20 protein-coding genes and 1 riboswitch are annotated in these 24,078 nt (G+C 67.2%); of the genes, 11 read left to right on the forward strand and 9 right to left on the reverse strand.

Annotated features, from left to right (window positions below):
- Positions 1–77: 77 nt before the first annotated feature.
- Positions 78–2,279, reverse strand: a complete 2,202-nt coding sequence (locus AXW83_RS19775) for an esterase-like activity of phytase family protein (RefSeq protein ID WP_066616208.1) — start codon at positions 2,277–2,279, stop codon at positions 78–80.
- A 158-nt stretch (positions 2,280–2,437) separates the two neighbouring features.
- Positions 2,438–2,857: a hypothetical protein gene (locus AXW83_RS19780; RefSeq protein WP_066616211.1), complete on the reverse strand. Its 420-nt coding sequence runs from the start codon at positions 2,855–2,857 to the stop codon at positions 2,438–2,440.
- Positions 2,858–2,990: 133 nt separating this feature from the next.
- Here AXW83_RS19780 and AXW83_RS19785 point away from each other — a divergent pair, with 133 nt between their 5' ends.
- Together AXW83_RS19785 and AXW83_RS19790 are read left to right on the forward strand one after the other, a co-directional pair.
- On the forward strand, positions 2,991–3,815 hold the full coding sequence (locus tag AXW83_RS19785; protein WP_066616214.1) for a helix-turn-helix domain-containing protein: 825 nt from the start codon (positions 2,991–2,993) through the stop codon (positions 3,813–3,815).
- 108 nt (positions 3,816–3,923) lie between these two features.
- Entirely contained in the window at positions 3,924–4,115 is a 192-nt protein-coding gene (locus AXW83_RS19790) for a CsbD family protein (RefSeq protein ID WP_066620899.1), read from the forward strand.
- Between the two features lie 225 nt (positions 4,116–4,340).
- On the opposite strand, the gene dnaJ is transcribed toward AXW83_RS19790, so the two are convergent.
- Together dnaJ and dnaK are read right to left on the reverse strand one after the other, a co-directional pair.
- Positions 4,341–5,468 carry a molecular chaperone DnaJ gene (gene dnaJ, locus AXW83_RS19795; protein WP_066616217.1) on the reverse strand — a complete coding sequence of 376 codons (1,128 nt, stop codon included), beginning with the start codon at positions 5,466–5,468 and terminating at the stop codon, positions 4,341–4,343.
- Between the two features lie 153 nt (positions 5,469–5,621).
- A complete protein-coding gene (gene dnaK, locus AXW83_RS19800; RefSeq protein WP_066616220.1) occupies positions 5,622–7,541 on the reverse strand; it encodes a molecular chaperone DnaK in 1,920 nt (639 codons plus the stop codon).
- A 329-nt stretch (positions 7,542–7,870) separates the two neighbouring features.
- On the opposite strand from dnaK, the gene AXW83_RS19805 reads away from it, so the two are divergent.
- A complete protein-coding gene (locus tag AXW83_RS19805) occupies positions 7,871–8,770 on the forward strand; it encodes a hypothetical protein (protein ID WP_156640203.1) in 900 nt (299 codons plus the stop codon).
- A 12-nt stretch (positions 8,771–8,782) separates the two neighbouring features.
- Here the strand turns inward: AXW83_RS19805 and AXW83_RS19810 are convergent, their stop codons facing one another.
- From AXW83_RS19810 to AXW83_RS19830, 5 genes are all read right to left on the reverse strand, one after another.
- A complete protein-coding gene (locus AXW83_RS19810; protein WP_066616225.1) occupies positions 8,783–9,538 on the reverse strand; it encodes an SDR family NAD(P)-dependent oxidoreductase in 756 nt (251 codons plus the stop codon).
- On the reverse strand, positions 9,511–10,551 hold the full coding sequence (locus AXW83_RS19815; protein ID WP_066616228.1) for a ketopantoate reductase family protein: 1,041 nt from the start codon (positions 10,549–10,551) through the stop codon (positions 9,511–9,513). The genes AXW83_RS19810 and AXW83_RS19815 overlap by 28 nt, the downstream gene beginning before the upstream one ends.
- Positions 10,548–11,495: an isoaspartyl peptidase/L-asparaginase family protein gene (locus tag AXW83_RS19820; RefSeq protein WP_066616230.1), complete on the reverse strand. Its 948-nt coding sequence runs from the start codon at positions 11,493–11,495 to the stop codon at positions 10,548–10,550. Before AXW83_RS19820 ends, AXW83_RS19815 begins: the two co-directional genes overlap by 4 nt.
- Positions 11,496–11,651: 156 nt before the next feature.
- Positions 11,652–13,244 carry an ABC transporter substrate-binding protein gene (locus AXW83_RS19825; protein WP_066616238.1) on the reverse strand — a complete coding sequence of 531 codons (1,593 nt, stop codon included), beginning with the start codon at positions 13,242–13,244 and terminating at the stop codon, positions 11,652–11,654.
- Positions 13,241–13,792: a MarR family winged helix-turn-helix transcriptional regulator gene (locus AXW83_RS19830; protein ID WP_156640205.1), complete on the reverse strand. Its 552-nt coding sequence runs from the start codon at positions 13,790–13,792 to the stop codon at positions 13,241–13,243. The genes AXW83_RS19825 and AXW83_RS19830 overlap by 4 nt, the downstream gene beginning before the upstream one ends.
- Positions 13,793–13,940: 148 nt before the next feature.
- On the opposite strand from AXW83_RS19830, the gene AXW83_RS19835 reads away from it, so the two are divergent.
- The 8 genes from AXW83_RS19835 (at position 13,941) to thiC (ending at position 24,075) form a co-directional block, all read left to right on the forward strand.
- Positions 13,941–14,642 (forward strand): creatininase family protein, encoded by a 702-nt coding sequence (locus AXW83_RS19835; protein ID WP_066616241.1) that lies wholly within the window; start codon positions 13,941–13,943, stop codon positions 14,640–14,642.
- A 148-nt stretch (positions 14,643–14,790) separates the two neighbouring features.
- Entirely contained in the window at positions 14,791–15,762 is a 972-nt protein-coding gene (locus AXW83_RS19840; RefSeq protein ID WP_066616244.1) for an ABC transporter permease, read from the forward strand.
- Positions 15,762–16,640, forward strand: a complete 879-nt coding sequence (locus AXW83_RS19845) for an ABC transporter permease (RefSeq protein WP_066616256.1) — start codon at positions 15,762–15,764, stop codon at positions 16,638–16,640. Before AXW83_RS19840 ends, AXW83_RS19845 begins: the two co-directional genes overlap by 1 nt.
- A 109-nt stretch (positions 16,641–16,749) precedes the next feature.
- Positions 16,750–18,450 (forward strand): dipeptide ABC transporter ATP-binding protein, encoded by a 1,701-nt coding sequence (locus tag AXW83_RS19850; protein WP_066616258.1) that lies wholly within the window; start codon positions 16,750–16,752, stop codon positions 18,448–18,450.
- A 121-nt stretch (positions 18,451–18,571) separates the two neighbouring features.
- Positions 18,572–19,471 carry a polysaccharide deacetylase family protein gene (locus AXW83_RS19855; protein WP_066616259.1) on the forward strand — a complete coding sequence of 300 codons (900 nt, stop codon included), beginning with the start codon at positions 18,572–18,574 and terminating at the stop codon, positions 19,469–19,471.
- Between the two features lie 102 nt (positions 19,472–19,573).
- Positions 19,574–21,544 (forward strand): OmpA family protein, encoded by a 1,971-nt coding sequence (locus AXW83_RS28095; protein ID WP_082767259.1) that lies wholly within the window; start codon positions 19,574–19,576, stop codon positions 21,542–21,544.
- Positions 21,545–21,667: 123 nt separating this feature from the next.
- Positions 21,668–21,865: a hypothetical protein gene (locus tag AXW83_RS19870; RefSeq protein WP_066616269.1), complete on the forward strand. Its 198-nt coding sequence runs from the start codon at positions 21,668–21,670 to the stop codon at positions 21,863–21,865.
- Between the two features lie 136 nt (positions 21,866–22,001).
- A riboswitch (TPP riboswitch) is annotated at positions 22,002–22,105 on the forward strand.
- A 77-nt stretch (positions 22,106–22,182) separates the two neighbouring features.
- The gene (thiC, locus tag AXW83_RS19875) at positions 22,183–24,075 is read left to right on the forward strand and encodes a phosphomethylpyrimidine synthase ThiC (RefSeq protein ID WP_066616272.1); all 1,893 of its coding nucleotides are present in this window, start codon (positions 22,183–22,185) and stop codon (positions 24,073–24,075) included.
- The last annotated feature ends 3 nt before the right edge of the window (positions 24,076–24,078 follow it).

The raw sequence follows: 24,078 nt of genomic DNA on the forward strand, positions 1-24,078 counted from the left end.
CGCCGTCATTCCGGGCGCAGCGGATCGGCGCCGCTCCGCTTGTCCGGAATGACGGCGAAAGATGCTGGTACCGGTTATCAAGGGGCGATCTTTCCCAGCGCCAGGAACTGCGTCTCTCCGGATGAATCGTCGACGCCGTCATTGTCGGTGACGACGAAGAGATCGCCGGCTTTGTCGACAGTCATGCCCTCGACCTTGTCGAGGCCATAGCCGCCGAGCTTCATCAGATCGGGGGTCAGGTCCCGCAGCAGCGTCTTCTCGACGGTCGGGATCGTCGCGGAGCCGAGCGGCGCCGGCGTCAGGCCCTTGACCGAGAAGGTCGCGAGCGTCTTCACCGCCTTGGCCCCGAAGAGGTTGTCGCGCTCGATCACGGCGAAGCTGTCATTGCCGAGAGAGGTCAGCTCCGACAGGCCCATCCAGGCACCGGCCGCAGGCGCGGTCAGCGGGTAGTGCAGGGCGCCCCAGCTCTTCGTCGCAGGCTTGTAGGCAAGGATCTTGGCTTTCCCCTTCGGGTCGTCCTTCCACTCGCGCTGGACCGCCAGCCAGACCGTCTCCTCAGCGCCCGATCCGGTGACCGCGACGCCCTCGAAGCCGAAACGGCTGGCCTGCCTGGCCAGCTCTTCGGGAAGAAGAATCTCCTCCTCGACCTCGCCCTTGGCCGAGACCCGCAGCAGGATGTTCTGCGTCGGCTTGTCCTTGATTTCGGGATTGCCCTCGGAGGCCAGCCAGAAGCCGCCGCCCGGACGGTTGGCAAGCGCTTCGATGTCGTAGGCGGCGGGCTTGCCGTCCTTGGTCAGCGTGGTTTCGCCGACGATCCGGGCCGGCTTCTGTGTGGCGTCGATCTCCAGGATGCGCGAGGGCGTATAGGCGCTGTCGGTGACGGCATGCAGCCGGCCGGCGAGCGTCGCATGCGCGGCAAGGCCCGATAGGGCGCCCCAGCCGATCGGCGCGCCATCGACGTCGATGGAGGCGATTGTCGGATAGGCGGCCGGAGCCTCGCTGCGCTGATAGATCGTCACGACCGAGCGAGCCCCGCCCTTCTCGCCGACATCGGCTTCGGAGGCGGAGACGAAGAGGTTGCGCTGTGGAATGGCGAGCAGCCCTTCCGGCGCAATGCCACCGGGCAGCGCCTGCAGATAGCGTGGCGCCTTGCCCGGACCCTCGTCCTTGTAGACCAGCACCAGCGAGGCCCGCTCCAGCCCGAGGAAGATCAGCTTGTCGTTGCCATAGGTGCCGACCTCGATGCCTTCGGGCTCGCTGCCCTTGGCGGCCGAGCGGCGCTCGGGATAATGGCCGAGCTGGATCGCCAGGCGATCGACGGTCGCGCCGGAATCGAATTCCACCGTGCCGTCCTTGCGGAAGATCGTGAAGCCGCGCGAGCCGCCCTTCCAGTCGCCTTCATTGGCGGTGACGAAACGGTCGTTGTCGAGCCAGCGCACGGCGTCGGGCTCGCGCGCCACGGCCTTGAGCTCCTCGACCGGCTTGATCAGACCGTCGCGGGTCTTGTCGATGCCCTTCAGATCGACCGCGCCGGCCGGGAAATGCGCCACCAGCTTGCCCGTCTTCGTGTCGATGAGGGCGAGGTGGTTGTTCTCCTGCAGGGTCACGACGGCGAGACCGTCCTGGTTGACGTCGACGAATTCCGGCTCCGGATCGGTGGGCTCGACGGCCGCGATGCCGGTCATATCGACGATCTGGCGCGAGGCGCAGTCGATGGCGCCGTCCTTGATGCCGATCAGCGTCACATTGCCGGCCGGCAGCTGGGGCAGGGCGCCCTTGTTCAGCTTCTCGTCACGCTCGTTCTCGATCGCGATGACGATCTTGGTCTTGTCCTTGGTGAGCGTAACGGAGTCCGGCTGGCCGCCGAGATCGCAGGTCGCGACGACCTGCTTCGTCTTCAGGTCAACGGTCGCGAGATGGCCGGCCGGCTCCTTGTAGTTGTCGCCGGAGGTGACGACTGCCACGAAGGCCTTGTCACCGAGGATGGTGACGGAGGTGGACTCGCCGCCGAGCGGCACGAAGCCGGCGGGCTTCGGGGCTTGGGCGGTGGTGAGGTCGATGAGACCCAGCGCCTTCTGCTCGCCATCGGTGTAGGCGAGCAGGGTGCCGTCCTCGTTCGCGGCGATGATTTCCGCGACGGTCTTCTTGGACGCATCCCTATCGGCCGGCAGGTTCGATGGCACCGAGAAGGTCGCGATGCGGTTGAACATCGGCTCGGCCAAAGCGGTGCCGCCGAGCAGCAGGGATGCAAGGGCGGCGAGAACGAAGGGGTTGCGCATGGAACGATCCTGTCCGGCTGGAGCGTGAAACTGGCAGGCTGATCGGCTAGTGAGCGCAGGCGACGATTTCGTGACGGTTTGCCGGCCGGGTAACGCAAAAGCCGGCCATCCCAAGCAGCGGACGGCACGGCTCTAGAGACTGCGATCACGGTCTGCGATCAGAGGCCGGCGGTCGCCACGCCACCGCCGGGAACCGAGCGCTTCAGGCCGATCACCTCAAGTTCGGTGATCACCGCCACCGCGCCAGCCTGGGCCAGGACGAAGCCGATGCCAAGTCCCGTCGGCGAAAACCATCCAGCCACCAGGATCGCGATGCTGTCGGCGATCCAGAGCAGGTTGATGCCGATCACGGCGAAGACGGCGAGCCTCGGCAGGCTTCCACGGCTGGCGAACCAGGCAAGCGCCGCGGCGCAAGGCAGCAGGACGAGCCCCGCGCCGCGCAGGAACCCTTCGGGAAAGCCGAACGGGCCGGCAAGCGGGCCGGCAGCGAGCGCAAGCAACAGGCCGGTGGCGGCGCAGGCGGCAGCATCGAGGGCGAGAGCGTTCCGCAGGAAGCGCGAGGACTGGATCATGGACATGGTCGGTCTCCATTGGCTGGGAGGCTTGAGGCGCCTCGGGGTCGATGGAGGGCATGCTGACGGGATCGGGCTGGCGGGTCGATTAAGCGGGAGGTAATTGGAACGGACCCAATCGACGGCTAGGTTTGTGCTCATGAACAGGCATCATCAGCCCAGCGTCGGCCACCTCATCCGCGACTGGCGGCAGCTGCGCCGCCTCAGCCAGCTCGACCTCGCGCTCGAAGCCGAGATCTCGCAGAAGCATCTTTCCTTCGTCGAGAGCGGCCGCTCGCAGCCGAGCCGCGACATGGTTCTGCTGCTGGCCGAGCATCTCGGCGTGCCGTTGCGCGAGCGCAACGCGCTCCTGCTCGCGGCGGGCTACGCGCCGGTCTATCTGGAGCGCTCGCTGGAGGACCCCGGCCTACAGGCCGCGAAATCGGCCATCGACCTCGTCCTGAAGGGCCATGAGCCTTATCCGGCGCTCGCAGTCGATCGGCACTGGATCCTGCTCGCGGCCAATGCCGCTGTCGCGCCACTGCTGAGTCTCGTCGCCGATCCCAACCTGCTGCGCCCGCCCGTGAATGTGCTGAGGCTGTCGCTGCATCCGGGCGGCCTGGCCCCGGCGATCGTCAATCTGGAGGAATGGCGCTCGCACCTTCTGGCGCGCCTGCGCCAGCAGGTCAGGGCGACGGCCGATCCGGTGCTGGCGGAGCTTTTGACCGAGCTTCTGTCCTACGACGCGCCGAGCCCGTCCCTGCGGAGGGGGCAGGCACCGGCCGTCGAAGCCGAGCCGGCCATCGTGGTGCCGCTGCGCCTGCGCGTGGGCGAGGCGACCCTGTCCTTCATCTTGACGACGACGGTCTTCGGCACGCCGGTCGACATCACCCTGTCGGAGCTGGCGCTGGAGACTTTCTTTCCGGCCGATGCGGCAACCGCGCAGGCGTTGCACGCCATGGCTGCGGCCTCTCATGAGCCTTGAGACCACACGGGGCAGGACGAAATTTATTTGGAACCTTCCGTCCGGCCGCTGGTTTCTTCGTCGCAAGCCGCACAGGGCGGCACGAAATTCAGCATAAGGATCAAGACGATGGGTAGCACCATGGACAAGGTCAAGGGCATGGCCAACGAGGCCACCGGCAACGTCAAGCAGGCCGCCGGCAAGGCGCTCGACAAGCCTGAGCTCGAGGCAGAGGGTTTTGCTCAGGAGCGCAAGGGCGAAGCCCAGCAGGCTCTCGGCAAGGGCAAGGATGCCGTCAAGAAAGTGGTCGATAAGGCCTGATCACGATCAGAGCCTGACCAAGACGGGCTGCCGCGAGGTGGCCCGTTTTTTTATGCGTTCAAGCCGATTTTCAATCCGCGATGTCATCCCGGGCGCAGCGTAGCGGAGACCCGGGATCCATTCCTGAACCTTGATCGGAGACGTTCAGGCATGGATCCCGGATCGGCGCCGCTGACGCGGTTTGTCGGGGATGACGTCGAGGATTGTTCGGGTGCCGGGAAGGGCTCAGGCCGCTCCGCCCAAGCTGCCGAGGAACTCCTTTACCCGGCCAAAGAAGCCGGCGGCCTCGGGGTGGGTCGCGCCCGAACTTTCGCGCTCGAACTCCAGCAGCAATTCGCGCTGGCGTGCGGTGAGTTTCTGCGGGGTCTCGATCAGGACCTGGATGTAGAGATCGCCGGCCTCGCGCGAGCGCAGGACGCTCATGCCCTTGCCCTTGAGCCGGAACTGCTTGCCGGTCTGCGTGCCTTCCGGGATCTTTACACGGGCCTGCTCGCCGGTCAGCGTCGGCACCTCGATCTCGCCGCCGAGCGCAGCCGAAGTCAGGCCGAGCGGGACGCGGCAGAACAGATCGGCGCCGTCGCGCTGGAAGATCGCGTGCGGCTTGATCGAGAGAAAAATGTAGAGGTCGCCCGCGGGTCCGCCGCGCAGGCCCGCCTCGCCCTCTCCTGCGAGCCTGATGCGGGTGCCGTCCTCGACGCCGGCGGGGATGTTGACCGAGAGCGTGCGCTCGCGCGTGACGCGGCCGGCGCCCTGGCAGTTCTTGCAAGGGTCGTCGATGATCTCGCCGCGTCCCGTGCAGGTCGGGCAGGTGCGCTCGACCGAGAAGAAGCCCTGGTTGGCACGCACCCGGCCATGGCCGCCGCAGGTCGGGCATTGCCGCGATTTCGAGCCCGGTTTGGCGCCGGTCCCCGAGCAGACCTCGCAGGCGATAGACGTCGGCACGTGAATCGAGGCGTTCTTGCCGGCATAGGCGTCCTCGAGGCCGATCTCGAGGTTGTAGCGCAGATCGGCGCCGCGCTCACGGCCATTGGCCCCGCGCGCCCCGCCGCGGCGGGCATCGCCGAAGAACGAGTCGAAGATGTCCGACATGAAGTCGGAGAATTCCGGCCCCTGCTGGCCGCCGCCATTCTCGAAGGCCTGATGGCCGTAGCGGTCATAGGCCGCGCGCTTCTGCTCGTCCGACAGCACCTGATAGGCCTCGTTCAACTCCTTGAACTTGGCCTCTGCCTCCTTGTCGCCGGGGTGGCGGTCGGGGTGGCATTGCATCGCGAGCTTGCGGAAGGCGCTCTTGAGTTCAGCCTCGCCGGCGGTCTTCGAGACGCTCAGGATTTCGTAGTAGTCGCGCTTGGACATCAAACAGCCGCCCCTTCGCTCCCTTGCACGTCAGGCCGGGACTCAACCCGGTACCTCCCGCAGGACAGCGACTTTGTCTTCACGAGGCCATCCCCGAATGACATGGCCGGGTCAAGCCCGGCCATGTCGTCGTGATGGTGAGAACGAGCGCGCTCAGGCGCTCTTCTTCTTGTCGCCCTTGTCGTCGCTGACATCCTTGAAGTCGGCGTCGATGACGTCGTCCTTCTTGGCGCCTTCGGCTTCGGCTCCGGGCTCGGCGCCCTCGGCCTGGCTTGCCGCATACATGGCTTCGCCGAGCTTCATCGAGGCCTGCATCACCTCGGTGGTGCGCGCCGTGATCGCTTCGGCGTCATCCTCGGCGAGCGCCGACTTCAGCGCGTCGAGCGCGGTCTCGATTGCAGCCTTGTCGGCCGCCGAGACCTTGTCGCCATAGTCCTTCAGCGACTTTTCGGTCGAATGGACCAGGCTTTCGCCCTGGTTCTTGGCTTCGACGACTTCGCGGCGCTTCTTGTCCTCGGTCGCGTTGGCCTCGGCGTCCTTGACCATCTTCTGGATGTCGGCCTCGGAGAGCCCGCCGGATGCCTGGATCCGGATCTGCTGCTCCTTGTTGGTCGCCTTGTCCTTGGCGGTCACCGAGACGATGCCGTTGGCGTCGATGTCGAAGGTCACCTCGATCTGCGGCATGCCGCGCGGCGACGGCGGGATGCCCATCAGGTCGAACTGGCCCAGCATCTTGTTGTCGGCCGCCATCTCGCGCTCGCCCTGGAAGACCCGGATCGTCACCGCCTGCTGGTTGTCCTCGGCGGTGGAGAAGACCTGGCTCTTCTTGGTCGGGATCGTGGTGTTGCGGTCGATCAGACGGGTAAACACGCCGCCCAGCGTCTCGATGCCGAGCGAGAGCGGGGTCACGTCGAGCAGCAGCACGTCCTTGACGTCGCCCTGCAGCACGCCGGCCTGGATCGCGGCGCCGATGGCGACGACTTCATCCGGATTGACGCCCTTGTGCGGCTCCTTGCCGAAGAATTGCTTCACGACCTCCTGGACCTTGGGCATGCGGGTCATGCCGCCGACCAGGACCACTTCGTCGATCTGCCCGGCCGAGAGGCCGGCATCCTTGAGCGCCTTCTTGCACGGCTCGATGGTGCGCTGGACCAGATCATCGACCAGGCTTTCGAACTTGGCGCGCGAGAGCTTGATGGCGAGGTGCTTCGGCCCCGAGGCGTCGGCCGTGATGTAGGGCAGGTTGATCTCGGTCTGGGCCGTGGTCGAGAGCTCGATCTTGGCCTTTTCCGCCGCTTCCTTCAGGCGCTGCAGCGCGAGCTTGTCCTTCTTGAGGTCGATGCCCTGCTCACGCTTGAACTCGTCCGCGAGGTATTCGACCAGGCGCATGTCGAAATCCTCGCCGCCGAGGAAGGTGTCGCCATTCGTCGACTTCACCTCGAAGACGCCGTCGCCGATCTCGAGGATCGAGACGTCGAAGGTGCCGCCGCCGAGGTCGTAGACCGCGATGATGCCGTTCGACTTCTTGTCGAGGCCGTAGGCGAGCGCCGCGGCGGTCGGCTCGTTGATGATGCGCAGCACCTCGAGGCCGGCGATGCGGCCGGCGTCCTTGGTGGCCTGGCGCTGGGCGTCGTTGAAATAGGCCGGGACCGTGATGACGGCCTGGGTGACGGGCTGGCCAAGATAGGCCTCGGCCGTCTCCTTCATCTTGGTCAGGGTGAAGGCCGAGATCTGCGAGGGCGAATAATCGGTACCGTCGGCCTCGACCCAGGCGTCGCCGGCTGCGGCCTTCTTGATCTTGTAGGGGACGAGATTCATGTCCTTTTGCGTCATCGGATCGTCGAAGGTCCGGCCGATCAGGCGCTTGATCGCGAAGAAGGTGCGCTCGGGATTGGTAACGGCCTGGCGCTTGGCCGGCTGGCCGACGAGCCGCTCGCCGTCATCCGTGATGGCGACGATGGAGGGCGTGGTACGCGCGCCTTCAGAATTCTCGATGACCTTCGGCGTGGAGCCTTCCATCACTGCGACGCAGGAATTGGTCGTGCCGAGGTCGATACCGATAACTTTACCCATGGAGGGGATCCCTTTCGAGTGAGCAGATCGCCGGCCCGCGACGCCTGGACGTCACCTTCCGGCCCATGGACCGGGCCACCCCCGCCTGCTGCGGCGAGCGAAACCGGCATTCCACGTCGAGCGGTGGTGAAACCGCCTCTTGGCGGCGTATATAGGGAGGGTGTTCCATCGCTTGCAAGACACGCGAGCCGATTAAGAATCGCAGCCCTGCCGCGTGGCGGGACCGGGTCGGCCGATCATTCCGGGGGCGGTGTGGCGAATGTGCTCTTGCGCGCAAGGCCATGACATTTCATGCAAGAGCCCTGTTCCGGTTGCCTCATGGTCTCCACGTGACACGATCGACGCCCCCCGCTCTCAGGCTCGCCGCTCCGCTCCTGGCCGTTCTGGCCATGGCCGGCAGCGCCATGCGCGCCGATGCCCAGCCGCTGCAGCTGCCCGGCGCCCAGCCCTTCAACTCCAGCGGGGCCCAGAGCGCCGCGCCCCCGGGTGCAGCCCCGGCCGCGCCGCGACAGGCCAAGATGCCTGCGATCAAGGTGGTGGGCGAGGAGGCGATCATCGGCCGCCCGCTCCGGCGCAATGGCGGCTTCGGAGAGGCCGTGTTCGAGAAGACCGCGGCCGGTTATGGCCTCAAGCTCAATGCCGAGGGGTTCCAGGCGGCCGATCTCGTCGAGCCCTGCGCCATCTCCTTCGGCGAGACGCCGCTGCCGGTGACGCCGCAGGGCCGGCCGGCCGGCGTACCGCGCTACAAGCTCGAGGCCCCGATCTGCCCGATCGTCTTCGATGTGCTGGACGGCGCGATCCTCGTCGTCGAGCCGGTTCAGCCTTGCGTGGTCGAGGCGGCCGCCTGCCGGATCGATCCGCGCGGCCTGTGGGGGCCGGACGCCCGCACTTTAACGTCGCGCGCAAAGGAGATCGAGTCGGCGCGCGTCACCGCCGAGAAGGCGGTGCGCGAGGGCTATCGCGTCCTGACCGCGCGCGCCGATGCGGTCGAGCAGCGGGCGATCGCCCGCGAGCAGGCCAGCTTCTCGGCCGAGCGCGAACAGACCTGCCGCGATTTCCAGCGCGAGGGCACGCTCGGCTTTTGCGGCGCGCGCCTGACAGAGGCCAAGGCCGCCTCGATCAGGGCCCGGCTCGGCGGCAGCAATCCGCCGCCGAAAGCTGCGGCCAAGCCGAAGCCGAGACCGCGCCCGACGGCCCCGCCGCCGCTGCAACTGGCGCCGACGCAATAGCGCCGCAACCGGTCAGGACCGCCCGCCATCGACGGAGAGCACCTGCCCGGAAATCCAGCCGGCCTGCTCGCTCAGGAAGAACAGGGTCGCCGCCGCGATATCGGCGGCCGAACCGAGCCGGCGGGTATGGATGCCCTCCACCAGGCGCTTCTGGCCCTCCGCGCCATACGCCTCCCATTGCCTCTCGGTTGCCGGATTAGAGCGGACGAAGCCGGGCGCGACCGAATTCACGGTGATGCCATGAGGGCCGAGCTCCCAGGACAACTGCCTGGTCAGCCCAACCAGCGCGTGCTTGGCGCTGGCATAGGCCTGGATGCCGGTCAGGCTGGGTCTCAGCCCCGCCCCCGACGAGATGGTGACGATGCGGCCGTAAGCAGCCTGCTTCATCACCGGCGCCGCTGCCTGCGCCAGGAAAAAGGCCGCATCGACATTGGCGGCGAAGATGACGCGCCAGTCGGCCTCGGAAATCTCCGCGATGGGCCGGCCGACCTGGCCGCGCACGCCGCCGGCGGCATGGACGAGCAGGTCGAGCCGGCCCCTCTCCGAGACGATGTCGGTGACCAGGGTCTGCGCCGCCTCGGGCGAGCCGAGATCGACGGCATGGGCCGTGGCCCCGATCGCCTTGGCCGTCGCGGTCACGCCTTGATCGTCTATATCGGCGAGATGGACGTTGGCTCCGGCCTCGACCAAGGCGGTCGCGATGGCCCTGCCGATGCCCTGGGCCGCGCCGGTGACGAGGGCTACGCGGTCGTCGAAACGGATCTGCATCGGTCGAGCAGCACTTTCAGGGTTGAAAGGGAGAGCGGGCGCCTGCCGTCCTCGATGTCGTGGATGAGGGAAACGAGGGTTTCCAGCGCGGGCGTCGCGACACCAGCCTCGCGTCCGAGCGTCGCGATGATGCCGATCTGCGGATCGACCTCGGTCCTGCGCTTGCGCACGACGAGGTCGCGCCAGATACCGGAATGGGTTTTCGCGGTCTTCGAGGTGTAGTCTGCGAGCCAGGCGATGGTGGCGATCTGCGGCGCTTCGGGCGCGCCGGGCGCGAAGACCATCGGATCGAATTCGCCGAAGCCGAGGCTTTTCACGCCGCGCGCGGCGGCGACCGCGCCGACCTCGCGGCCGAGCGCGAGCCAGACCGGCAGACGCTGCGGATCGGCGAAGTTGGCGGACATGGAGTCGTCGGTCAGCGCCGTCCCGAAGAGCATCGCGCCATAGGCGAGCTTGCCCCAGAGATAGCCCCAGATGTTGTCGGTCAGGATCGAATCGGCATCGAAGAGCGTCAGAAGCTCGAACATCTCCCGGACGCGTGGGGTCGTCGCGCCGTCCAGTTCCCCGACGACGACGGCGCCGCGATTGCCGTAGAGGATGTCGCCGGGGCCGTGCCAGTCGGCGCCGAAATTGACGAAGCAGCCCATGGTGCGGGCCGCGCCGACATGTTCGGCGATGGTCAGTTCGTTGAGGCCGTTCTGGGCGGAGAGGACGAAGCCGTCATCGGCGAGATGAGGCTTCAGAGCGCTAAGCGCGGCTTCCGTGGCGCCGGCCTTCACCGCCAGCACGATGTGCTTGTAGGTGCCGGTCAGTTCGGCAGGCGTTACAGCCGGCACGATTTGGCGGAATTCCTCGATCGGGCCGCTTATTGCGAGCCCAACGGTGCGGCAGGCCTCGACATGCTCGGGCACGATATCGACGAGCAGGACGGGGATGCCGGCGCGTGCCCAGTAAGCGCCGAGCGTACCGCCGATGGCGCCGGCACCCCAGATCAGGATGGGTTCGGGGGTCACGCCTGCCCCGCCACTTCGACGTCGGCATGGGTCGCGACATAGGCGAGGCCGTCCGGCGAGACCCAGCCGCGGTACATGCCTTCCGAGTTGTAGGGCGCGACGATGCCGCCGTCGGCGCCGACGGCGACGAGGCCCGCGCCGATCCCGTGCTGCGTCAATTCGGCGAGCACCGTGTCGGTCGCGTCCTTCAGGTTCAAGCCCTTATAGGTGATCAGCGACGCGATCTCGTGGCCGACGCAGTAGCGCATGAAGTATTCGCCCTTGCCGGTACCCGAGACGGCGCAGCGGCCGTCGCGGGCATAGGTGCCGGCCCCGATGATCGGGGAATCGCCGACGCGGCCGGCTGGTTTGTTGGTGTAGCCGCCGGTCGAGGTCGCGGCGGCGAGATGCCCCTTCGCATCGCAGGCCACTGCGCCGACCGTGCCGTGCTTCTCGGCCTCGCTGGCGTCGGATGCGGTGCCGACCAGCTCCCGGATTTTCATCGAGGACAGGTTCTTGCGGCGGCGGTCGGTCGAAAAATACTCGTTCTCGACCATGTCGAGCCCTTCGTGATCGGCGAAGACGTCGCCGGCCGCGCCGGCCAGCAGCAGCGGGTCGCCGCGCAGCATCAGCGACTTGGCGGCGCTGATGGGGTTCCTGATGCGCTTGACGCCGGCGAGCGCGCCTGCCGCCAGCGTCGCGCCGTCCATGATCGAGGCGTCGAGTTCATGCTCGCCCTCGGTGTTGAAGGCCGAGCCGTGGCCGGCGTTGAAATGGGCTGAATCCTCCATGACGCGCACGGCCGCCTCGACGGCATCGACCGCCGGGCCGCCCTTGGTCAGGATCGCCCAGCCGGCGCGCAGGGATTTGGCGAGATCGGCCTTCGCCTCGGCCCATTCGGTATCGGTCATCTCGGCCTTGGGCAGCGTGCCGCAGCCGCCATGGATGGCGAGGGCGATTGGCATGGGAAACCTCGACGGGGAATCCTTCTCCCCTCGGGGGAGAAGGTGGCAGCGCGCAGCGCTGACGGATGAGGGAAGGACGGATGAGGTCGGTACGAGACTTCCCTCATCCGTCTGCTTCGCAGACACCTTCTCCCCCGAGGGGAGAAGGATTTCAGGTCACTTCTTCGCGGGCTTGATGTCCATCGCCAGCGTGTCCTCGTCGACGCGCGGGGCGATCGTGACCTTGTCCTTCTGCATCGCCCAGGCCGAGCCGACGGCGACGATCGGCAGGCGCGGCCGGTCCGTGGCGACGATGGCGTTGGCGTCGGAGAGGAGCTTGTTGCGCTTCGCCTCGTCCATCTCGATGCCGGCGTCCTCGATCAGCTTGTCGAGCGTCTCGTTCTTGTAGCCGAGAACGTTAAAGGGCCCGAGCTTCTTCGCCGGATCGTTCGAATGCACCACCGAGGAGAGCGTGTAGTTCGCCTCGCCCGTCAGCGTGCCCCAGCCCGACATGGCGAGTGAGAATTCGGCGCGGGTGCGGGCCGGGAAGAAGACGGCGCCAGGCTGCGCGTTGGCGTTCACCTCGATGCCGATGCGGGCCAGCATCTGGGCGATGGAGGTGCCGACCTGGCGGTCGCCCGGCAGGCGGTCGTTGGTGAAGGAGAACGTCACCTTGAAGCCGTTGGGATAGCCGGCCTCTTCCATCAGCTTCTTGGCCTTGGCGAGATCCGGCTTCAGCGGCGGCAGCGAGGTGTTGAAGCCGGCGATGCTGGAGGTGACGAGCTGGTTGACCGCAGCGCCGAGGCCTTCCATCGCGATCTCGACCAGTGCCGGCCGGTCGATAGCAAGGTCGATCGCCTCGCGCACCTTCGGGTCCTGCAGCGGATTCTTGGCCAGGGCCGAGCCGTCCTTGGCGCTGATCTGCGGGGACTTGTCCCGCATGTCGAGCTCCATGTTGAAGACGTAGACCGTGTCGATGGTCGAGACCGAGAGCTTGGGATCGCGCTTCAGCGTCGCGACGTCCGAGGACGGCGCCCGCACGATGATGTCGACCTGGCCGGCCTTGAGCTGGGCGACGCGGGCGGCGTCGTTGGGCAGTTCCTTGCGGATGACGCGGGCCCAGGGCTCCTTGGGACCCCAGTAGCCGTCGAAGCGATCGATGATCATCTGGTCCTTGGGCGTCCAGGACACGAATTTGTAGGGCCCGGTGCCGAGGGCGGCCTTGCCCGAATTGAAGGCCTCGTTGGCGTTGTCCTTGGTCAGGCCGGCGGCGGCCTTGGCCGAGACGATGAACAGGCGGATGAAATCGTTGGGGAGATTGGGCGCCGGGCCGTCGGTGACGATGTGGACGGTGAGCGGATCGACGATCTTCACCTCCTTGACGCGGCGGACATAGATAGTGGTCGGGTTGGGGCCGGCGACGACCGGGATGCGCTCGATCGAGAACTTGACGTCCTCGGCGGTAAAATCGGAGCCGTCATGGAATTTCACGCCGGGACGCAGCTTGAACTCCCACACGGTCGGCTCGATCGCCTTCCAGCTCGTCGCCAGCCGCGGCTCGATCTGGAGCTTGTCGCCCGACCAGGTCAGCGTGTCGAAGACATGCTTGAGCGCTTCGGCATGGGTGCCGGTCGCGGTGAAGTGCGGGTCGATGGAATCCGGCCCGGCCCGCACGCCGATGGTCAGGTTCTGTGCCAGTGCGGCGCCTGACACCGAGGCGCCGAGCAGGGCGGCGAAGGCAGCGAGACGGAAGCCGCTTGCGATGGTCATGGTGATGTTCCCTCTGGTTCGAGATCGCTTGGCCAGGTCGGCGAGTCGATGACGAGCTTGTCCATCAGTTCGCAGAGCTGGCGTTGTTCGGCATCGGTCAGGCCCGACAGCATGGCGGTCTGCTGGCGGACCATCAGCGGCATGGTTTCGTCGAAAATGGCGCGGCCCGCGCTCGTCAGGCGCAGCACGTAGCTGCGCAGGTCGTCGCGGTCGGTTTCGCGCTTGAGCAGCCGGCGCTGCAGCAGCTTCTGGATGGCGCGCGACAACGTGTTCTTCGGCAAACCCGAGGAGGAAACGATATTCTTGGCCGCGACGCCCTCTTTCAGGCCGACCGCATAAAGCGCGACGAATTCCGGCCGGACCAGGCCGTAGCGCGTCTCGATCCAGCGATAGACCGGATCGTTGAAGCGAAAGGCGATAAAGTTGAGCCGGAAGGACAGCCAGCAGGGATTGTCCCAGAGCTTGGTGATGGTCAGCGGGTCAAGATCGCGCAGCGCAGCCTCGCGCTCGTGATCGACTCGCGATAGGGCTGTCGGCGCGCGGCGCATCGTTTGGCCCCCTTTTTAGTTCCAAATGGAACTTGACCCCGATGATGGCGGGAGTCAAGGATAACAAAGTAGAGGCCGATTTCACTATTCAAAATAGCTTGCCAGCGCGCATAGCAGGTGGCTTCCGCTCTACAGCAAGGATCAGGCCGTGCGCGTCGCCGAAATGAACTGGATGCAGGTCGAGGCGCAAGCCAGGCGCGACGACCGTTGCGTGCTGCCGCTCGGCTGCGTCGAGCAGCACGCCTATCTGAGCCTGGCGACCGACGCGATCCTGGCCGAAAAGGTCGCCAATGATGCCGCCGGGCCGCTGAGCCTCCCCGTGTTCCCTGTGCTCGCCTACGGCATGACGCCCGGCTTTGCCGCCTATCCGGGAACGATCTCGCTGCGGATGAGCACCTATGTCGCGCTGCTGGAGGACATGCTCGAAGGCTTCTACCGCTCGGGCTTCCGCCGCATCGTTCTCGTCAACGGCCATGGCGGCAATGCGCCGGTGATGACATTCTGCACGGAATGGATGGGTGCGCGTCCCGATGCGAGCGTCAAGATGCACAACTGGTGGGCAGGGCCGCGCTTCCAGGTAGCAGTGAAGGCGATCGACCCGGACGCCTCGCACGCCTCATGGATGGAGAATTTCCCATGGACGCGGCTGGAGGGCGTGGCGATGCCCGATGGCGCCAAGCCGCCCTTCAACGCTGCCCTCTATCAGGCCGCGAATCCGGAAAAGAAGCGCGAGATTCTCGGCGACGGCAATTTCCTAGGCCGCTACCAGCGCCCCGACAGCGAGATGCTCAGCCTCTGGCAGGTCGGCGTCGAGGAGACGCGGGCGGTGATGGTGGAGGACTGGCCTTGAGGGACGACCCCTCCCACTGCCCTCGCGACCGGCTCCGCCGTCATTGCGAGCGCAGCGAAGCAATCCAGCGTCTCGCGCTACGCCCTCCTGGATTGCTTCGCTGCGCTCGCAATGACGATTTACGCGCCGCCCGGCATCGGCCCACCCCATGCTAGGCCATATCCTCGAACGGCTGGTCCAGGCGCTTGCCGTCATGCTGGTGATGTCGGCGCTGGTGTTCGTCGGCGTCTATGCCATCGGCAACCCGATCGACGTGCTGATCGGGCCCGATGTCAGTCAAGACATCAGGCTCGACACGATCGCGCGCTACGGGCTCGACCAGCCGCTCTACCGCCAGTACTTCACCTTCCTCGGGCGCATCCTGCACGGTGATTTCGGGCGCTCCTTCGTCTTTGGCATGCCGGTGCTCGACCTGATCCTGTCGCGGCTGCCGGCAACGCTGGAGCTGACGCTGCTGGCGGTGTGCGGGGCGGCGCTCATCGGCATCCCGGCCGGCATCTATGCCGGCTACCGGCCCGACGGTATCGCCGCAAAAATCATCATGGCGGTTTCGATCCTCGGCTTCTCGGTGCCGACATTCTGGATCGGCCTCGTGCTGATCCTGGCCTTCGCCGTCGAACTGCAATGGCTGCCGGCAGGCGGGCGCGGCGACACGGTCGCGCTCTTCGGCGTGCAGTGGAGCTTCCTGACGCTGAACGGGCTCTCCCATCTGCTGCTGCCGGCGCTGAACCTCGCCTTTTTCAAGCTCGCCTTGATGACGCGGCTCTCGCGGGCCGGGACGCGCGAGGTGATGCTGACAGACACGGTGAAGTTCGCCCGTGCGGCGGGCTTGTCCGAATGGACCGTGCTGCGCCGGCATGTGCTGAGACTGATCGCGATCCCGATCGTCACCGTGTTCGGCCTCGAATTCGCCTCGACTCTGGCCTTCGCCGTCGTCACCGAGACGATCTTTTCCTGGCCCGGCATCGGCAAGCTGATCATCGATTCGATCACCTCGCTCGACCGGCCGGTGATGGTCGCCTATCTGATGCTGGTCGCCTTCGTCTTCATCACGATCAATTTCCTGGTCGACCTGACCTATCTCGCGCTCGATCCGCGCCTGCGCAAGGCGCGCGCCTGATGAAGCCAGCCTCTCCCTTCGCCTTGTTCTGGGCCGAATTCCGCGAGAGCCGGATCGCGCTCGTCGCGCTCGTCGTCGTCGTCGCGATGATCTCGGTCGCGCTCGCGGCGCCGCTGATCGCGCCTCAGGACCCCTACGATCTCGCGGGTCTCGTGCTGATGGATGCACGCCGGCCGCCGGGCTTCGTCGGCTCGAACGGCTATACGCATCTCCTGGGCACGGACGCCCAGGGACGCGACCTGTTCTCGGCAATCCTCTACGGCCTGCGGATCTCGCTGCAGATGGGGCTGATCGCCGGCTTCGTCGCCTTCGTCATCGGCGTTTCGCTCGGACTTGGGGCGGCCTATGTCGGGGGCCGGCGCGAGGCGTTCATCATGCGGATCATCGACCTGCAGCTCGCCTTCCCGGCGATCCTGCTGGCGCTCGTGCTCTCGGCCCTGCTCGGACAGGGCAAGGCGCAGCTGATCACCGCACTGGTAGCGGCCCAATACGCCTATTTCGCCCGAACCGCCCATGGTGCAGCCGCTGCCGAACGCGGCAAGGACTATGTCGAGGCCGCGCTCTCGACGCCGCTGCCGGGATTGCGCGTGGTCTGGCGCCACATCCTGCCCAATTGCCTGCCGCCGCTGATCGTGGTGGCGACGGTGCAGGTCGCCAACGCCATCGCGCTGGAGGCGACGCTGTCGTTCCTCGGCGTCGGGCTGCCGGTGACCGAGCCGTCGCTCGGCGCGCTGATCGCCAACGGCTTCCAGTACATGCTGTCGGGGCGTTACTGGATCTCGATCTATCCCGGAATCGCGCTGATCGTGCTGATCGTCGCGATCAACCTCGTCGGCGACCAGATCCGCGACCAGGTCAATCCGAGGCTGAAGCGATGAGGCCATCCCGTCATTGCGAGCGAAGCGAAGCAATCCAGAGGGCTCGCGCCGACCTCTGGATTGCTTCGTCGGCTACGCCTCCTCGCAATGACGGCGAGAGGGTCGGCTCATGATCGCCCCCCTGCTTCAGGTCGAGAACCTAGCCACCCATTTCTTCACCCGCGCCGGCGTGGTGAAGGCGGTCGATGGCGTCTCCTTCTCGCTGGAACGGGGCGAGGTGATGGGTCTCGTCGGCGAGTCGGGCTCGGGCAAGAGCATCACCGGCTTCTCGCTGATCGGCCTGGTCGATCCGCCCGGGCGGATCGTCTCGGGCTCGGTCAAGCTGGAGGGGCGCGAACTCATCGGCCTGGCCTCGCGCGAGCTGCGCGCGATCCGCGGCAAGGCGATCTCGATGGTCTTCCAGGACCCGCTGATGACGCTGAACCCGGTCCTGACGATCGGCGAGCAGATCGACCTGGCGCTGCAGGCGCATGAGAACGTCCCGCGCGAGGCGGCGCGCGCACGTGCCATCGCCGCGCTGGAACAGGTCCGGATCGACGATGCGGCGAGCAAGATCGACTTCTATCCGCACCAGTTCTCCGGCGGCATGCGCCAGCGCGTCGCCATCGCCATCGCGCTGCTGCATCGCCCCAGGCTGATCATCTGCGACGAGCCGACGACGGCGCTCGACGTCTCGATCCAGGCCGAGATCCTCGGCGAGATGCGCGAGATCGTGGCGGAACTCGGCACTGCGCTGATCTGGATCAGCCACGACCTCGCCACCGTGTCCACGATCGCGAGCAAGGTCGCGGTCATGCGCAAGGGCGTCATCGTCGAGACCGGGCCGATGCTCGACGTGCTGACGCGGCCGACGCACGCCTATACGAGGGCATTGCTCGACGCCTTGCCCTCACGTGGCACGCCCGGCCAGCCGCTGGGACGCAGCGACGAGGTGGACGCCGCGCCGCCGCCGCGCAAGGCCGTCGCGCCGGGATACACACAGCCGACGCCCGGCTCGCCGCATCTCGTGCTCGACAGCCTCGAAAAGCGCTTCAGCCAGACGCCCGGCATGGTGCGGCTCTTCGCGCAGCGGATCGGCGTGGTGCAGCCACTGCCCGCGGTGCAGGCAGTCGACGGGGTCAGCCTGACGCTGCTGCGCGGCGAGGCACTGGGGCTCGTCGGCGAATCGGGCTCGGGCAAATCGACCCTGGGGCGGATGGCGGCGGGCATCTATGCGCCAAGCGCCGGCAGCGTGCTGCTCCAGGGCGAACCGGTGATGGCGGCGGGGCCGCCGGCGCGCAAGATCACCACCCATGTGCAGACGATCTTCCAGGACCCGTTCGCCTCGCTCGATCCGCGCCAGCAGATCGGCGACAGCATTGCCGAGGGGCCGCTCGCCCATGGGCTGGTGACGCGGGCGCAGTCGGCGGCCTATGTCGCGCAGTGGCTTGCCGCCGTGGGGCTCGATCCCGGCCTGTCCGCGCGCTACCCGCACCAGTTCTCGGGCGGCCAGCGCCAGCGCGTCGCGATCGCGCGCGCGCTCGCCATGCAGCCCGAGGTCGTGGTCTGCGACGAGCCGGTCGCCTCGCTCGACGTCTCGATCCAGGCGCAGATCATCAACCTGCTGATGAAGCTGCAGGCGGAGCTCGGCCTGACCCTTCTGTTTATCTCCCACGACCTCGCCGTGGTGCGCCATCTCTGCGACCGGGTCGCGATCATGTATCGCGGCCGCATCGTCGAGCAGGGCAGCGCCGCCGAGATCTACGACAACCCGCAGCACGCCTACACGCAAAGGCTGCTCGCCGCCGTGCCGGTGCTGCCGGTGGCGTGAGCATACCGAAACGTCATTGCGAGCGAAGCGAAGCAATCCAGAGCCGCTGTGCTCGACGTCCCCCTGGATTGCTTCGCTGCGCTCGCAATGACGGAGAAACGCGAGCAAGGAGACGACAGCGATGACCGAATCCGAACTTCTCCCCTGGCAATGGCCGGAAGAGACCTGGCGCGCTAAGGTCGATCTCGTGCGGGCCGGTCGCAATCTGAAGCCGACAAGCTGGCCCGGCGGGGCGCGCTGCGCGGTGGCGCTGTCCTTCGACGTCGACCACGAGACCAACGAGTTGCGCGACGGTGGCAAGTCGGTCGGGCGCCTGTCCTGGGGCCAGTACGGCAATCGCGTCGGGATGCCGCGCATTCTCGATCTGATGAAGCGCGAGGACATCAAGGCGAGCTTTTTCGTGCCGGCGGTGACGGCACTGCTCTACCCGGACGAACAGCGCCGCGTCATCGCCGAGGGCCACGAGATCGGCCTGCATGGCTGGATCCACGAGGTCAACACCGCGGTGCCGCCTGCCAATGAGCGCGAGCTGCATCTGCGCGCGGCCGATACGCTGGAAAAGGTGACCGGCGTCAGGGCGGTCGGGATGCGAACGCCATCCTGGGATTTCTCGGAGGTCACGCTGGCGATCGAGCGCGAGCTGGGGCTCCTCTACGATACGTCGCTCTTCGCCGACGACGATCCTTATGAACTGATCGACAAGGGCGAGCCGACCGGCATGGTCGAACTGCCGGTCGAATGGATCCGGGACGACGCGGTCTATTTCAACATGAACCGCTTCCAGGCGCTCAGACCCTATACGGCGCCCGAAGCCGTGCTGGAGATATTCCGCCGCGAGTTCGACGGCGCCTATCGTGACGGCGGGCTGTTCCTGCTGACGATGCACCCGCATGTCATCACCTATCGCTCGCGGTTCTGGCTGCTCGAGGAGCTTGTTCGCCATGCCAAGGCGAAGGGCGATGTCTGGTTCGCCACCCATGCCGAGATCGCGGCCTATGTGAAGGCCCAGGCCGGGCTGTAGCAGGGTCGGAGGGAACACTGCCCGATTTCGGCCGTTTTCGCTTCATGCCGGGTTCAGCACGCAGACGCGCTGATGCCCGTCGCTGAAACGGAAACGGATCTCATGACGCGTACCAAAAGCTGGCTTCTGGTCGGCACCATCCTGCCGGCTCTTGCCCTGTCGCAAAGCGGCTTCGCCCTGCAGCCAGGCGACATTCGACTCGCGCAGGCTCCCGCACCCGCCGACGAGCCGGGCCGTGATCCACGCGAGCGGCAAAGAGGCCCCGCCGGCCAGCAGCGTCCCGACCAGCCGGCTCGCGAGCGCGCCCCCGGAGTGCCCCGTGCGCCCGATCCGCAGCGCCAGCCCGGCGCCGAGCGGCCCATGCCTCCCGCCGTGCCGAACGCCGCCCCGCCCGTCGCTCCCCGCCCGCCCGCCGGCGCAGCGCCTGCGCCGCAGCCGGAACGCACCCCGCCGATGCCGCGCCCGGCCCCGCCCGTCATGGCGCCGGGCTCGCAGGTTCCAGGTGCTCCGGCCGCGCGGCCGGTTCCCGTGCCCCCCGCCAGCGAGGTTCCGGCCGTCCGTCCGACGCCGCCGCGCCCGCCGGGAGCCGATCCGGCACAGCCGCGCCCGGCGCCGGGTATTGCTCCCGTGCCCCCCGCCGCGGCACCCGCACGTCCGATTCCGCCCGTCGCCCCGCAGGCCGCGCCCGCTGCTCCGCAAGCCGCTCCGGTTCCGCCGGTTAATCGGGCGCCGCCTGCGCCGCCCTCCGCCGCGCCGCAGGCAGCACCGGTACCGCCGGCCAACCGCGCACCCGTCGTTCCGCCTGCGCCTCAGACGGCACCGGCGCCCCAAGCTGCTCCTGCACCGCAAGTCGCTCCGGATGCGCAGCGCCAGGCTGTTCCGCCCGGATTGCGGACCGATCCCGCTCCGGGTCAGCCCCCGGCCATCCCGCCGGCGCAGCGTCCGCTTGGCGCTGAGCCCGCGATGCCGCGTCCCGCCGCGCCGATTGTCGCTCCGGACGGTCTGCGCCAAGGCGTGCCCGGCGATGCGCGCCCGCAGCCGGCTCCCGGCCAGCCGCCTGCCGTTCCGCCCGCGCCCGACCGTCAGGGCCGTCGCGGCGGCATCGGTCTGGGCGGCGCGGCCGCGATCGGTCTCGGTGCCGGCGTGCTCGGCGGCATCATGGCGACGCAAGGAGCGGACAGGCTCGACGATGTTCGCAGCCGGCGCGAGGAGCGTCGCGAGGGCGACGTCACCATCATCCGCGAGCCCGGCCGCACGATCATCCGCGACGACGACCGGGTCATCATCCGGCGCGACGAGTCGCAGCGCTTCCGCGAGCTTGGCTATGACGGCCGCACGGAACGCCGCGGCGACGAAAATCGCACGGTCTTCGAGCGTCCGGACGGCACGCGTGTTGTGACGATCACCGACGAGGAGGGTCGGCTGATCCGCCGGACCCGGCAGACGCGCGGCGGCGAGGAGTTCGTCATCATCGACAACACCCGTCGCGACCGGCCCAATGACCGCTTCTCCGACGAGATCGTCGTGCTGGAGCGTCCGCCGTTGGCCATCCCGCGCGACCGCTACGTCGTCGATGCCGACCAGGCCGATGAGCGCCTGATCTACGAGACGATCATCGCGCCGCCGATCGCGCCGATCCCGCGTCGCTATACGCTCGACGAGGTGCGCTATTCGCCCGATCTGAGGGCGCGGATGCGCAGCGTCGATATCGATACGGTGACCTTCGAGACCGCGTCCTGGGATATCGCGCCGGGACAGGTGCAGCGGCTTTCGGTGCTCGCGCAGTCGATCCGGCAGGCGCTGCAGGCCTCGCCCAACGAGGTCTTCCTGGTCGAGGGACACACCGACGCGGTCGGCCCCGACATCGACAATCTGTCGCTGTCGGACCGCCGGGCCCAGTCGGTCGCGGAAATCCTGACCAAGGATTTCGGCGTGCCGCCCGAGAACCTGACGACGCAGGGCTATGGCGAGCAATACCTGAAGGTCGCGACGCAGGAGGCCGCGCGCGAGAACAGGCGCGTGACATTGCGCCGGATCACGCCGCTGCTGGCCGGCCAGAACGCGCCGCAATAGTGGCTGTAAGCCCGGCGCGGCGGTCCTAGGCCGCGCCGGAGCGCATTGTCTTGCTTTCGTTCAGGCTTGGGCAAGGAATTGCGTCTAGGACGGGATCAGTTCGCAGAGTAACCGGAGGTTGTCATGAGCGACGCATTGGCGATTGCGCAAAGCGCGGCCGTGACGCAGGCGACCCTGACCCAGCAGGCTCTGCAGACCGAAATGCTGCGTCAGCAGGCCGGGCAGGACCAGGCGGTGGTCGAACTGCTGCAGCAGAGCGCCGAGCAGGCGAAGGCTTTGCTGCCGGGCGGGCAGGGGCAGGCCGTGGATATTCTGGCCTGAGCGCCACCCGTCATTGCGAGCGAAGCGAGGCAATCCAGACTGGCGCTTTACACCCTCCGGGATTGCTTCGCTTCGCTCGCAATGACGGCTTGATCCCTTGCCTGTTGCGCCCGCAGCTCATCCCGCATAACTTCGTTCCCGTTCCGAGGGGTGCTCGCAAGAGCTGAGACGGCTTCACCGCCGAACCCATCGAACCTGATCCGGGTCATACCGGCGGAGGGACTGGAACGCGGCGCCGGCACCCTTGCGTCCGCATCACAGCGACGAACCGCTTCGACGCCGGATCTCCTGACCCTTGAACCAAGGCGGAGATCCCCATGAACAGCCATACCAAACTTCCTAAAGACATTACCCAGGCCGCGGGCAAATTCGGCGCGCCGACCGGCGTCACCACCGGGCCGATCATCGGCTCGCGCAAGATCTATGTGCCGACGCCGGAAGACCCCGCGATCCGGGTGCCGTTTCGCGAGGTGCAGCTGACCACCGACTCCGAACCGCCGGTGCGGATCTACGATCCCTCCGGGCCGTTCACAGAGACCGACGTTGCGATCGATCTGAATGCCGGCCTGCCGCAGGTCAGGCGCGACTGGCTGAGCCGCCGCGGCTTCGACACGATCCCCGGCCGCATCGTCACCGCCGCTGACAACGGCAACATCTCGGCGGACGCACTGGTCCCGGCCTGCCCGGCAGAGCGCCCGGTGCTGACCGCCCGCGACGGCCAGATGGTGACGCAGTTCGAGTTCGCCCGGGCCGGCATCGTCACGCCCGAGATGATCTATGTCGCCCATCGCGAGAATCTCGGACGCGCCGCGATGCTGGAGGGTGCCCGCGAGCGCCATGCCGATGGCGAGAGTTTTGGCGCGAGCGTGCCGGAGTTCGTCACGCCGGAATTCGTCCGCAGCGAGATCGCGCGCGGCCGCGCCATCATCCCGGCCAACATCAACCATCCCGAACTCGAGCCGATGGCGATCGGCCGCAACTTCCTGGTCAAGATCAACGCCAATATCGGCAACTCCGCCGTGACCTCGGGCGCGGCCGAGGAGGTCGAGAAGCTGGTCTGGGCGATCCGCTGGGGCGCCGATACCGTGATGGACCTGTCCACGGGCCGCAACATCCACAACATCCGCTCCTGGATCCTGCGCAACTCCCCGGTGCCGATCGGCACGGTCCCGATCTACCAGGCGCTGGAGAAGGTCGGCGGCGACCCGGTCAAGCTCGACTGGGAGGTGTTCAAGGATACCCTCATCGAGCAGGCGGAGCAGGGCGTCGACTACTTCACTATCCATGCCGGCGTCCGCCTGCCCTACGTGCCGCTGACGGCATCGCGCGTGACCGGCATCGTCTCGCGCGGTGGCTCGATCATGGCGCGCTGGTGCCTGGCGCATCACAAGGAGAGCTTCCTCTACGAGCGCTTCGACGAGATTTGCGACCTGATGCGCAAATACGATGTCTCGTTCTCGCTCGGCGACGGCCTGCGTCCGGGCTCGATCGCCGACGCCAACGACCGGGCCCAGTTCGCCGAGCTGGAGACGCTGGGCGAACTGACCAAGGTCGCCTGGGACAAGGGCTGCCAGGTGATGATCGAGGGCCCCGGCCATGTGCCGATGCACAAGATCAAGGAGAACATGGACAAGCAGCTGCGCGAATGCGGCGAGGCCCCGTTCTACACGCTGGGACCGCTGACGACCGACATCGCGCCGGGCTACGATCACATCACCTCGGGCATCGGCGCGGCGATGATCGGCTGGTTCGGCTGCTCGATGCTCTGCTACGTCACGCCCAAGGAGCATCTCGGCCTGCCCAATCGCGACGACGTCAAGACCGGCGTGATCACCTACCGGATCGCGGCCCACGCCGCCGACCTCGCAAAAGGCCATCCGGCAGCCAAACTGCGCGACGACGCGGTCAGCCGCGCCCGCTTCGACTTCCGCTGGGAGGATCAGTTCAACCTGGCGCTGGATCCCGATACGGCCCGCGCCTATCACGACGAGACGCTGCCGAAGGACGTGCACAAGGTCGCGCATTTCTGCTCGATGTGCGGGCCGAAATTCTGCTCGATGAAGATCACGCAGGATCTGCGCGCCGAGGTGCTGGCAATGGGCGACAATGAGCGCGCGGCGCTGGAAGGCATGGCGGCCAAGGGGATGGCGGACAAGTCCAGGGAATTCCTCTCGAAGGGCGGCAATCTTTACCTGCCGGCAGCCGAATGAGCA

Source organism: Bosea sp. PAMC 26642 (assembly GCF_001562255.1).
Lineage (GTDB): Bacteria > Pseudomonadota > Alphaproteobacteria > Rhizobiales > Beijerinckiaceae > Allobosea.

Excerpts from the sequence above, each read along its gene's own strand:
- AXW83_RS19775 (WP_066616208.1), bottom strand. The coding sequence starts at position 2,279 with ATGCGCAACCCCTTCGTTCTCGCCGCCCTTGCATCCCTGCTGCTCGGC.
- AXW83_RS19780 (WP_066616211.1), bottom strand. The coding sequence starts at position 2,857 with ATGTCCATGATCCAGTCCTCGCGCTTCCTGCGGAACGCTCTCGCCCTC.
- AXW83_RS19785 (WP_066616214.1), top strand. The coding sequence starts at position 2,991 with ATGAACAGGCATCATCAGCCCAGCGTCGGCCACCTCATCCGCGACTGG.
- AXW83_RS19790 (WP_066620899.1), top strand. The coding sequence starts at position 3,924 with ATGGGTAGCACCATGGACAAGGTCAAGGGCATGGCCAACGAGGCCACC.
- dnaJ (WP_066616217.1), bottom strand. The coding sequence starts at position 5,468 with ATGTCCAAGCGCGACTACTACGAAATCCTGAGCGTCTCGAAGACCGCC.
- dnaK (WP_066616220.1), bottom strand. The coding sequence starts at position 7,541 with ATGGGTAAAGTTATCGGTATCGACCTCGGCACGACCAATTCCTGCGTC.
- AXW83_RS19810 (WP_066616225.1), bottom strand. The coding sequence starts at position 9,538 with ATGCAGATCCGTTTCGACGACCGCGTAGCCCTCGTCACCGGCGCGGCC.
- AXW83_RS19820 (WP_066616230.1), bottom strand. The coding sequence starts at position 11,495 with ATGCCAATCGCCCTCGCCATCCATGGCGGCTGCGGCACGCTGCCCAAG.
- AXW83_RS19825 (WP_066616238.1), bottom strand. The coding sequence starts at position 13,244 with ATGACCATCGCAAGCGGCTTCCGTCTCGCTGCCTTCGCCGCCCTGCTC.
- AXW83_RS19830 (WP_156640205.1), bottom strand. The coding sequence starts at position 13,792 with ATGCGCCGCGCGCCGACAGCCCTATCGCGAGTCGATCACGAGCGCGAG.
- AXW83_RS19840 (WP_066616244.1), top strand. The coding sequence starts at position 14,791 with ATGCTAGGCCATATCCTCGAACGGCTGGTCCAGGCGCTTGCCGTCATG.
- AXW83_RS19845 (WP_066616256.1), top strand. The coding sequence starts at position 15,762 with ATGAAGCCAGCCTCTCCCTTCGCCTTGTTCTGGGCCGAATTCCGCGAG.
- AXW83_RS19850 (WP_066616258.1), top strand. The coding sequence starts at position 16,750 with ATGATCGCCCCCCTGCTTCAGGTCGAGAACCTAGCCACCCATTTCTTC.
- AXW83_RS19855 (WP_066616259.1), top strand. The coding sequence starts at position 18,572 with ATGACCGAATCCGAACTTCTCCCCTGGCAATGGCCGGAAGAGACCTGG.
- AXW83_RS28095 (WP_082767259.1), top strand. The coding sequence starts at position 19,574 with ATGACGCGTACCAAAAGCTGGCTTCTGGTCGGCACCATCCTGCCGGCT.
- AXW83_RS19870 (WP_066616269.1), top strand. The coding sequence starts at position 21,668 with ATGAGCGACGCATTGGCGATTGCGCAAAGCGCGGCCGTGACGCAGGCG.
- thiC (WP_066616272.1), top strand. The coding sequence starts at position 22,183 with ATGAACAGCCATACCAAACTTCCTAAAGACATTACCCAGGCCGCGGGC.